An 11239-nucleotide genomic window follows, 5' to 3' on the forward strand; every position below is an offset into this window, starting at 1 on the left:
GTCGATCAAATATTTCCAAATTTCAGTTCTTTAACAAATGAAAACAGCTTCTGTTTCCATCCGTTTTCGGGATAGTTTTCCCGGATATTCTCAACCAACGCACTTCCAACGATAAAGCCGTCGAGATCGGAGGATATTTTCTTCGCATCTGTATGATTTTTGATTCCAAACCCAACCAGGCTCGGATTTTTCTGAACATTCTCGCGAACACGTGAGATAAATTTTTGCACGGATTGAGCAACCTCTTCACCATCCCGCGCACCTGTAACGCCGGTAACCGACACACAGTATACAAATCCGCTGCTTCTCTGATCGATCAGTTTCATTCGCTCACTGGATGTATTTGGAGCCACCAGAAAAATCATTGAAAGTCCTGCTTTTTCGGCGTGTTCACTTAGCAAACCCGATTCCTCGATCGGGGCATCGGGAATAATCAGACCATCAACACCGCACTCTTCAGCACGAATACAGAACTTCTCCACACCGTACCGGAACACCGGATTGATGTACCCCATCAGCACAATCGGGATTTCTGATTGCAGACGGATCTCTTTCACCATTTCAAAGATTTTATCCATGGTAATTCCCGCTTTAATCGCTTCGTTACTGGCATACTGAATGGTTGGTCCGTCAGCCAATGGATCGCTGAACGGCATGCCGAGTTCTATCATATCGGCGCCGTTCTGTTCGAAACCGAGCACCAGATCTACGGTTGACTCCAGATCGGGAAATCCCGCAGTAAGAAATAGGGACATGATTTTATCGCCATCTTTCCGTTTTTCAAAAACCGACTGAATTCTGTTTTTCTGTGCAATCATGAGTTAAAGTATTCTGAAATAGTTTTCATGTCTTTGTCGCCGCGTCCGGAGCAGTTAATTACTACAATTTCATCTTTGGAAGTGAGCGGCATTAGCGTCTCGAGATAAGCCAGCGCATGCGCCGTTTCAATCGCCGGGATGATCCCCTCAAATTTTGAAGTTCGTTCTACTGCATCCATCGCCTCTTTATCGGTCACACCATAGTACGAAACGCGTTTGATATCATGTAAATGCGCATGTTCGGGACCAATTCCCGGATAATCCAAACCGGCACTGATGGAGTGGGCAAGCTGAATCTGACCCTCGTTGTTATGCAAAAGGTAGCTGAGTGAGCCGTGCAGAATGCCGGGCGTTCCGATCGTCAGGGTTGCTGCGGTTTGATCAGTATCGGCTCCCAAACCGGCTGCTTCCACACCGATCATTTTCACTTCTTCGTCGTTAATAAACGGGTAGAAAAACCCGATCGCGTTTGATCCGCCGCCAACACAGGCTACCAGGTAATCCGGCAGCCGGCTTTCTGCCTGCAAAATTTGCGATTTGGTCTCTTTACCGATCACCTGGTGAAAATCTCTCGTCATTTTTGGATACGGATGCGGGCCCACAACTGAACCGATGATGTAAAATGTATCTTCAACGTTAGTCACCCAGTCGCGGATCGCTTCGTTGGTCGCATCTTTCAACGTCTTCGATCCGCTGGATACTGAACGAACCTCAGCTCCAAGCAATCGCATCCGGTCTACATTCAATTTCTGGCGCTCCATATCTTCAGCTCCCATATAGACCACGCACTCGATCCCAAATTTAGCGCAGACCGTTGCAGTTGCCACACCGTGCTGACCTGCACCCGTTTCAGCGATAATCCGGTTTTTGCCCATCTTTTTAGCGAGTAGAATCTGACCAATCGCATTATTGATTTTGTGAGCCCCGGTGTGGCAGAGATCTTCCCGCTTGAGATAGATTTTCGCCTTGCCGTAGTGATCCGTAAGCCGGTCAGCAAACGTTAGTTTAGTCGGCCGGCCAACATACTCTTCCAAAAGCTGATGATATTCGTTTAAAAATATCGGATCATTCTGCGCTTCATTAAACGCGGATTCAAGTTCTTCAAGGGCCGGCATTAAAACTTCAGGAACAAACTTCCCACCGTAATCGCCAAAATAACCGGTTTTTGTGGGTGCTTCGTAATTCATAATGGTCTGTTGTTAATCGGTTTTTAAAATCTTTAAATGCAACTTTCAAGTGTCGCAAATCCAGTAATCAAATATATTTTTTTAGGAGTGTCCCCCTTGGAAGGGGGCAATGGGGGATGATCTTTTGTGCACCTTGGCCAAGCTTCACCTTTAACTGAGCATGAGGGTCATCACCCTGCACAAAGTTAATTCTCCTATAATTCCCCCATCTCCTGGGCATCCCAGATATCGCGCATCTGCTCAAAAAAATCTTCAATTTTCGAAAAATCTTTAAGGCCGGGTGATTCCTCGAGTCCGCTCGACAAATCAACAGCAAATGGCCGTACAGTCGTAATTGCATCGCGTATATTTACTTCATTCAATCCGCCTGAGAGAAAATAGGGTTTATCTTCACCGATATCGGATAAAATTTTCCAGTCGAACGATTTCCCGGTTCCGCCCCATTTGCCGGGTAGTTTGGTGTCGAATAACAGGTACTCCACCGTATCCAGGTATGGATCAATTTCGGCCCGAAGCGAATCGGCATCGGTATCTTCCCCGATATGAAACGCTTTGATTACCGGCTTGTCCATCAGCGAGCAGTATTCCACTGTCTCATTTCCGTGAAGCTGCACGTAATCGAGGCCGGTTTGGGTGGCAATTGATTGCACATCATCAAGGGGTTGGTTCACAAATACGCCAACTTTTTGGGGCCCTTCCAGCCAGTTTATGATGGCTCCCGCTTTTGCCGGTTCGACGTAACGAGGGCTATCTGGAAAAAAAATAAAGCCGATAAAATCAGCCAGTGCTCCGGAAACAAAACGGGCATCTTCAAGATTCGTAATTCCGCAAATTTTTACATTCGTTCGGTTCTCAGGTTCAGCGAACATTCAGAGTATTTTTAAATTTGAGTCAGTTTTTTAGTTTCTTCGATCATTTTCTTGAGTGCATCTCCGGGATTATCCTGACGCATAAACTGCTCGCCAATCAATGCGGCGTCGATCCCGTTATTGTGAAGCACTGCGAGGTCCGCTGCCGTTTTCAATCCGCTTTCAGACACTTTGATAACACTTTCTGGAGCTTTTTTCAGAAGCTCAACTCCTCTGTGCAGATCAACGGTAAACGTTTTCAGGTCCCGGTTATTTACGCCCAGAATATCAATTTCTTTCCAGTTGAGAGAATCCACTTCTTCTTCATGATAGCATTCGACCAGCGCTTCAAGGCCAAACTCTTTTGTGGCAGCCAGCAACTCAGACAGTTGTGAGCCTTCACAAATCGTTGCAATCAAAAGAACCGCATCTGCCCCGATTGCGGCCGCTTCTTTAATCTGATAGGGATCTACCAGAAAATCTTTTCTCAGCAGAGGTACCGGACTGATTTCTGCAATCTCGGCCAGGTACCTGGGTGATCCCATGAAAAACGGTTCGTCTGTAAGCACAGAAATTGCGGCAGCTCCCCCGCTGATATATTGTTCGGCTATCTTTTTCGGGTTGAAATCCTGACGGATAATTCCTTTTGACGGCGACCCTTTTTTCACTTCTGCAATGATAGAAACTTCACCTTCAACTGAAAGAGCATCGACAAGGGATCGGCGCTGTTTTTCAAATCCGGCAAACGATTCAAGTTCTTTGAGCGAAACGTCACGCTTTCTTCGGTTCAGATCATGTTGCGTTTTGTGTACAATCTCATCGAGTATACTTGCCATATTATGCCAGCCTCATTGACGCATTAATAAATTGTTCCAGTTTATTGGCCGCACTTCCAGAGCTGATACTTTCCGAAGCCATTTCTACCGCTTCTTCCAGCGTTCCGGCGGCACCGGCTGCATGAATTGCAAAAGCAGCATTTAGTTCAACAATATTTCTCTGCGCCTGTGATGCATTTCCTTTTACAATATTAATGATGATTTCCGCATTATAGTCAGCATCTCCGCCCAGAAGTTCCCTGAATTCGACTTTACTATAACCGAGACTCCCGGGATCAAAGGTCGTTGAATTCCCGCTAAGATTGGATTTGAGCTCGAATATTTCTGTTTGTGAGGACAGGCTTATTTCATCCAACCCGTCGTGAGCACTTAATGTGAACGCTGATTTTGTATCGAGGTTTGCGAGAATCTGAATCATCATCGCCGCTGCTTCTGTGCTAAACGCTCCAATCACCTGGTGCTGAACACCGGCCGGATTGAGCAGCGGTCCAAGCATATTGAAAAAGGTACGGATTTTCAACGATTTCCGGGCCGGCATCACATACTTCATTGCTGGATGAAAATTGGGAGCAAACATAAAGGCCATTCCCGTTTCTTCAAATAGTTTTTCTACTTCCGCTTTTTGCAGATGGGGAACCGCTCCAAGAGTTTCCAGCACATCATAACTTCCGCTTTTACTTGATACGCTCCGGTTGCCGTGTTTCAGAACCGGCACACCGGCACCCGCTACAACAAACATCGCTGCAGTGGAGATATTAAACGTTCCCGATTTATCTCCGCCGGTTCCGCAAAGATCAACGGCTCCGGTTGTATCTACATCCACTTTTGTTGAAGCTTCCCGCATCACCTTAACGAAAGCGGTTAGTTCTTCTAAGCTCTCCCCTTTCATTCGCATACCCACTAAAAAACCGGCAACTTCCTCATCCGAAACCATGCCGTCAACAATCATTTTCAGCGCATGAGAAGCTTCCGCTGATGTTAAATTTTCGTGTGCAGAAATTTTCTCAAGATATGTTGTAAACATTTATCGGCTAATTTGTTACGGGTTTTAACTTCAGCTACGTGAGGAAGAATTTGATCAGGTTAACGCTTTTTTATACGTCAGCTTCAGCCAGTTTTTTACAATCTTGGGACCCTCCGTAGTGAGGATACTTTCAGGATGAAACTGTATCCCCTCAATCGGAAACTCCCGGTGCCTCACTCCCATGATTACTCCGTCCGGTGTGCGGGCTGTGATCGTAAGATGATCCCCAGGTATAGAATCGGAATCAAGCGAAAGTGAATGATACCGGGTGGCTGTAAAGTTTTCATCAACAGTTTCGAAAACCGACAAACCGTCGTGTTCAATGACTGAGGTTTTTCCGTGCATCAGGCTGGGAGCATGAACTACTTTTGCTCCAAAAACCTGACCAATGGCCTGGTGACCCAGACAAACTCCCAGGATCGGAATCTCTTTTCCAAGTTCACGAATGACTGATTCTGTAATTCCGGCATCTTCCGGACGGCCCGGACCCGGTGAGATCAGAATTTTATCCGGAGCGAGATTTCGGATCTCTTCAACCGTCATGTCATCATTCCGTATCACACGGTAATCATCCGTTACCTCTGCCACGATATGCACCAGGTTATAGGTAAACGAGTCGTAGTTATCAATAATTAAAATCATACGCTTAAAATCAGGAATTGTGTTATAAGAACCTGTAACAGACGTTTTCAGTGAAATTACTTAATAATTGAAACTACGGTAAAGACCCGTAGCTGATCGGATCGGCTCCATCACCTGCTCGGCGCGTTCCCTGGCTTTGTTGCCACCTTCCCTGAGAACATCGTGAAGATAACCGGGATCAGCAGCAAGTTCTTTCCTCCGATTCCGTGCATCCGCGTAATATTCTTCAATCAGTCCCAGAAGTTCCTTTTTTGCATGGCCGTACCCATACCCGCCGCCGCGATACTTTTCGGCGATCTCTTCAATCGTATCATCATCCGCAAAAAGTTTTATGAGTGCAAACACGTTGCACGTCTCCGGGTTCTTGGGATCTTCAAGAGCTGTGGAATCGGTCTGAATCGACATCACCGTTTTCTTGAGGGATTTCCCTTCATCAAAAATATCAATAGTGTTGCCATACGATTTACTCATTTTACGTCCGTCCACTCCCGGCACCGTTGCCACCGATTTTACGATAAGTTCTTCCGGGATTTTCAAAAGATCCTGTTCATAGTTTCGGTTCAGCTTACCGGCCAGATCACGCGTAATTTCAATATTCTGTTTCTGATCTTCACCCACCGGCACAATATCGGAGTGATAGATCAGGATATCCGCAGCCTGCAGTATCGGGTATGTAAACAAACCGATATTCGGGTTGAGTCCGTTCGCTACTTTATCTTTATAGGCGACTCCTTTTTCCATCAGCGAAACGGGCGTTAATGTGCCCAGAATCCAGGCGAGCTCGGTGGTTTGTGGAACATCAGACTGGGCAAAAAAGGTACACTTTTCCGGATCAAGTCCCAGTGCCAGATAATCCAAAATAACGTCCATGGTGTAGTCAGTGAGCGTTTTACCGTCACTTACCGATGTCAGCGAGTGGTAGTTTGCCAGAAAATAGAACGCATCACCCTTATCCTGCATCGTGATATGCTGACGCATCGCACCGAAATAGTTTCCAATATGAAGTTTACCAGATGGCTGAATGCCGGATAAAATTGTTTTCTTTTGGGTCATGTAGTTGGGTATTGGGTATTAAGTAGAAAGTAGTGAGTAACTTTATTTATTTATGAATTCTTCACTGCTTTTTCTTTCTGTTTGATTCTAACCTTTATTTTGTGATTTCAAGTGCCAGGCTGAGTGCTTCTACAAGCGCACCGGCTTTACTTTTCGTTTCCTGGTACTCCGTTTCCGGATCACTATCGGCCACAATTCCCGCTCCGGCCTGAATATAGACCGAATCGCCGGTAACCACCATCGTCCGGATTGCAATGCAAGTGTCCATGTTTCCGGAAAAGTCAAAATAACCAACAGCACCGGCGTAGGGACCGCGTTTTGTTGGCTCCAGTTCATCAATAATCTGCATGGCACGAATCTTTGGAGCGCCGCTGACCGTTCCTGCTGGAAAACAGTTCTTTAATGCGTGAACGGATGTTTTTGACGGCTCAATCTCACCGACAACATCAGAAACGATATGCATCACGTGTGAAAACCGCTCGATGGATTGATTTCGCTCCAGTTTAACCGTTCCCGATTTGCAAACGCGTGACAAGTCATTTCGTCCCAGGTCAACCAGCATAATGTGTTCAGCTATCTCTTTGGGATCTTTTTTCAGATCATCCTCAAGCTGCAGATCCTCTTCATGAGATTTACCGCGCGGACGCGTTCCGGCAATCGGCAGCAGACGAACCTCGCTTTCCGTAACACGAACAAGCACTTCCGGGGAAGATCCAACCAGTGAAAAATCGCCAAAATCGAGAAAGAAAAGGTACGGTGATGGATTTACCATTCGCAATGCGCGATAGAGCGTAAAACGATCGCCCTCAAACGGGACTTCAAAACGCTGAGAAAGAACAACCTGGAAGATGTCTCCTTCATAAATATATTCTTTGGCCCGTTTCACCATGGAGTGGAACCGGTCACGCTCTACATTGCTGCTCAGTTTATCCGCATCAAGATGAAACGGTTTAGATTTTGGGCGTGCCGCTGTCGCTGACTGCTCCATTCTGTCCAGCGATTCCTGGGCAGATTCGTAAGCTTTTTCGAGATCGGTTTCTTCATCCACAAATACCGTCTTCATCAGAACCACCTGCTGTTTCACATGATCAAATGCGAAAACTTCGTCGTAAAATGACCAGATTGCCTCGGGCAATGCGACGTCATTTTCAGGTGGATTTGGCAGATGCTCCACCTCGCGAATAGTATCATATGAAGAGAAGCCAACAGCGCCGCCGGTCAGACGGGGAAGTTCCGGAATCTGAGGTTCGGAATGCTGTGTGGTGAGGCGTTCCAGGGCATCAAAATAGTTCTCATTCAGAAGTACCGGCTCGTTGTCTTTTTGCTGAAGCGTGACCGATTCGCCATCAAAACGGAGAATCTGGTAGGGATTTTTTCCCAGGAATGAGTAGCGGGCAAGACGTTCACCGCCCTCCACAGATTCAAACAAAAATGGGTATTTAGCATCGTTACTGATCGTTAAAAACAGAGATACCGGGGTAAGAATATCGGCCAGCATCCGTCGCGAAACGGGGATTGCCGAATACGATTCAGCCAGCTCCTTAAATGTGTTAAACGTCATATAAATCCATAAAAAAACCCGCTTCAGATTACTGCAGCGGGTTTTGATTTCATTTCAATTCGAATGTTCAGCTCATAGCCTTTCCACTGCCAAATATGTGAGATTCGGCCACCACCAGCTGATATTTTTAGCATCGTTTAATTTCATCACGAAGAAACTAATTGATCTCCCGTTCAAAAGCAACGGGATTTATCTCGAAAATAACAAGGGAATTAGATATGGTATTTCTGAAGACTCAAAGTTTTGCACAGCAGTTCAATCGAAAGGGCTTTATGGTTTTGAACTGGAGGAAGTGCCATGAGAAATACCATATCTTTTGGCTTGACGTAGTTATCGGGCTTGTAATTCATCGGACGAAAAAATCAATCGTCCGAGGAAGTCTCCGTACAGGGCATTCATCGGATGAAGCGAATTCATCCGATGAAGATTTCCGAACCATGCGCCGTAGGTGCATTATATTTGTAGAAACGTTATACGGTCCAAATATACAGACGCCGAGGCGATGAGTGATGCAAGGTGAATAAAACTATCGAGGCGTAACGGGAGCAGTTAATTCAAGTTCGTTACATCAATACCCTGTAGATATGGTATTTCTGAAGACTCAAAGTTGTGCACAGTGATTCATTCGGAAGGGCTTTATGGTTTTGGACTGGATTGAGTGCCTTGAGAAATACCATATCTCTTCCTCCGGATGGTTTATTTCAATTCTATCAGCCATTTCAGGGGATCTTGGCCGTCGGGTTTCCACCAGATCGGTGGATTCTGGGCATCTCTCATTAGTTCCGGTTCAACCGGGGCGTTCTCTATTTTAGCTGATGGATCTGTAACGTAAACCGTTTGCAATCTCTGGCGATACTTGTTTGCAAGTTCAGCGGCCTTGTTGCGGTCGCCCTGAACCCAGTGCAGGATGAACGGCTCCGTCGGTTCATGTTCGGTCTCTTCAATTAAAAAATCATCCAGCCAGGCTTGCTCAATTCCGGCCGCTTTGTTGTATGCATAGCGGTAATAAAGCGATCCCGATGGTTTTTCGTGCTGCGGATTTTTCAGCCAGAACGATTCCACATAATCGGTGAATTCACACTTGCTGCTGTTCAGCGAAAATGGAGCCACAACCATTGCCACCGACCTGCACCCTTTCCCGCCATACCGAAACACCGCATCCGCAAGGTGATGCATCGTCTCGCTGCTATTATCTTCAATACAGGCGATTGAAAAGTGGGCGGTTCGCATCAATTGTGGAGTTTTATTATCTGCAATATCAAGCTCTGACAGTTTTTCAAGCAGATCGTCAACTGAATGTACCGATCCGGAAAAAAGAAGTGCATCTGCCCTCTCCCCTTTCAGGTCCGGCAGTTCCACTGACCAGCGTCCCGATATCAGCCCGTCATTTTTTAAACTATTGAGCAGCGTTTGCGGCAGGTACGGATCTTTCCTCGAGATTTTCCCAATGTAGTGATGACCACTTAGTGCCACTGCAAGGATATCCTGCACACCTACCAGCGGAAGATTTCCCGCATGCAGACAGAGCACTTTTTTTTTCTCTGATATCCATTCTGTGTGGTTAGCCTGCTCTGCCCATCGAATCAGTTCCCCTCGTTTAATTGATTTTTTGAGGGCCTGAATTTGATATTTGATATCGGGAAAACTAAAAAACCCTTCCTTCACACTTCGGTCAATCGCTTCCCTGAGATGATCATTTCCCGGTGATAGCCATCGATCGATCGCATCCTGAAGTTTATTAATTCTCTGTTTAATCTGCAGATTCATCACACCTCCCGATCGATCAAAAAATTGCATCCGCGAAGTTCTGCGGTTTGCCAGCGTCCAAGCACGGAAAGATTTCCATCCATATCAATCACCCCGCGATCTTCGGTCAGTATAAACGGACAACTATAGATATTTGCAAGATCGATAATCCCGATTTTCCCTTCAAACTCTGGTGCACATTCATCAAACGGATCTTCTGGATTCCTGACTGATGCGTTCATCCAATGCGGTGTTTTGAACGTTTCACCCCCGATGGCGTACATTTGGCTCAGCAGTTCGCACATTCCATATTCGGAATGTATCTGCATAAGGTCCGTACCGAATCCATCTGAAAGACGCTGCCTGAGTTCGTCTTTACTCATCTCCCGCCGGTGCGTTTTCATCCCGCCGGTCTCGATAATGTGTGCTGATTTTGGGAGTTTCGCTGAACCGGCTTCAATCAGATCAAGCAGCCCGAATGCGGCTCCAAAAAGGATCAGCGTGTGATCTTTATCCAGTGCGGATTCTATAGTTTCGGTAGTCAGCGGTTCATCAAGCGGCAGGAACCGGCTTCTGCCCGAAAAATCTTGTTTGATCAGGTAGTTCAGCATCCATAAAAGTGAGGAATCTGGATTATCAGCGTAGCCCGGGGTGTAGCACAGAATGGTGCTCCTATCCAAATTGAAATGCTTATTGAAGCCTTCCGTGATCGATTTTCTGTACAGATCCAAATCGGCTACAGGATGCGTGCTGCGGTTCATCGTGCCGGTCCCGGAGCTTTTAAATATCACTTCCGGTTGTTTTCCATCAACAATTAAATTCATCTCCTTAAAAGCACGAATCGGCATCAAAGGAATTTCGGAAATGCGGCGAGGCTCCTTATTTCCGGAAATAAAATGACTGGCAAAAGTGGCATACGCCGGGTTGTGCTCCCGCTGGTAATTGAAAGCAAATATCGCACGTTCCAGAAACGAACGTGACTCATCAAACAGCACAGAGATGATCTTTTGCGTTTTTCTCTCCATCAGGATTCCGTTTCACAATCAATAGAAAGTGTGCCGGTGTAAATTCCCCTGAGATCACTCTCTTTCTTTTCCGCCTGCAATGTACCGCCGACGCGGATATAAAGTGTGCCTGATTCCGGAATTGTTATTTCATTACAGGCTGACGGGGAGATCATCTCCATCGTATCCGGAATTTGATCCTCACCTGCAATAAACCGATAGTCTGTTAAAATCGCGCGTTCACTGAATTGATTATTCAGATCTGTCTCCAGGGGTATCCTAAACGTAAATTCACTGTATGGTGTGCCGGAGATCACAATCAGTCCGCTCTGTTCATCAAATGGAGTAAGATCCACCTCATTTACCGATTCGCTCTCGTTGATGGCGATCATCACATCAACTGATTCCACAGAAACAGACGGCAGAACTGTTGCCATAAATTTCATGCGGGTATCTTCGTGTGCGGTTTGCGCCACTGTAATACCAGGCATCGAAATAATCAGAATTGCAAAAAATATGA

At 46.1% G+C, this 11239-nt stretch carries 11 protein-coding genes; all 11 read right to left on the bottom strand.

Annotation, left to right across the window (positions count from 1 at the left end):
• Positions 1–5 precede the first annotated feature (5 nt).
• The 11 genes from trpA to DYD21_RS06810 all read right to left on the bottom strand — a co-directional run bounded on the left by trpA (position 6) and on the right by DYD21_RS06810 (position 11210).
• Entirely contained in the window at positions 6–818 is an 813-nt protein-coding gene (gene trpA, locus DYD21_RS06760) for a tryptophan synthase subunit alpha (RefSeq protein WP_116034438.1), read from the bottom strand.
• A complete protein-coding gene (gene trpB / locus DYD21_RS06765; RefSeq protein WP_116034440.1) occupies positions 815–2005 on the bottom strand; it encodes a tryptophan synthase subunit beta in 1191 nt (396 codons plus the stop codon). The genes trpA and trpB overlap by 4 nt, the downstream gene beginning before the upstream one ends.
• 194 nt (positions 2006–2199) lie before the next feature.
• On the bottom strand, positions 2200–2874 hold the full coding sequence (locus DYD21_RS06770) for a phosphoribosylanthranilate isomerase (RefSeq protein ID WP_116034442.1): 675 nt from the start codon (positions 2872–2874) through the stop codon (positions 2200–2202).
• 11 nt (positions 2875–2885) lie between these two features.
• Positions 2886–3689, bottom strand: coding sequence for an indole-3-glycerol phosphate synthase TrpC (trpC, locus tag DYD21_RS06775; RefSeq protein ID WP_116034444.1), 804 nt, complete (start codon positions 3687–3689; stop codon positions 2886–2888).
• Position 3690: 1 nt separating this feature from the next.
• A complete protein-coding gene (gene trpD / locus DYD21_RS06780; protein ID WP_116034447.1) occupies positions 3691–4713 on the bottom strand; it encodes an anthranilate phosphoribosyltransferase in 1023 nt (340 codons plus the stop codon).
• A 54-nt stretch (positions 4714–4767) separates the two neighbouring features.
• A complete protein-coding gene (locus DYD21_RS06785) occupies positions 4768–5355 on the bottom strand; it encodes an aminodeoxychorismate/anthranilate synthase component II (protein ID WP_116034449.1) in 588 nt (195 codons plus the stop codon).
• A gap of 60 nt (positions 5356–5415) precedes the next feature.
• Positions 5416–6408, bottom strand: coding sequence for a tryptophan--tRNA ligase (trpS, locus tag DYD21_RS06790; RefSeq protein WP_116034452.1), 993 nt, complete (start codon positions 6406–6408; stop codon positions 5416–5418).
• A 94-nt stretch (positions 6409–6502) separates the two neighbouring features.
• Positions 6503–7969, bottom strand: a complete 1467-nt coding sequence (trpE, locus tag DYD21_RS06795) for an anthranilate synthase component I (RefSeq protein WP_116034455.1) — start codon at positions 7967–7969, stop codon at positions 6503–6505.
• Positions 7970–8665: 696 nt separating this feature from the next.
• Positions 8666–9766, bottom strand: coding sequence for an acyl-CoA reductase (locus DYD21_RS06800; RefSeq protein WP_116034457.1), 1101 nt, complete (start codon positions 9764–9766; stop codon positions 8666–8668).
• Positions 9736–10740: a hypothetical protein gene (locus tag DYD21_RS06805; RefSeq protein ID WP_116034459.1), complete on the bottom strand. Its 1005-nt coding sequence runs from the start codon at positions 10738–10740 to the stop codon at positions 9736–9738. Before DYD21_RS06805 ends, DYD21_RS06800 begins: the two co-directional genes overlap by 31 nt.
• On the bottom strand, positions 10740–11210 hold the full coding sequence (locus DYD21_RS06810; protein WP_147303510.1) for a hypothetical protein: 471 nt from the start codon (positions 11208–11210) through the stop codon (positions 10740–10742). The genes DYD21_RS06805 and DYD21_RS06810 overlap by 1 nt, the downstream gene beginning before the upstream one ends.
• Positions 11211–11239: the final 29 nt, after the last annotated feature.

This window comes from Rhodohalobacter sp. SW132 (assembly GCF_003390325.1).
Lineage (GTDB): Bacteria > Bacteroidota > Rhodothermia > Balneolales > Balneolaceae > SW132.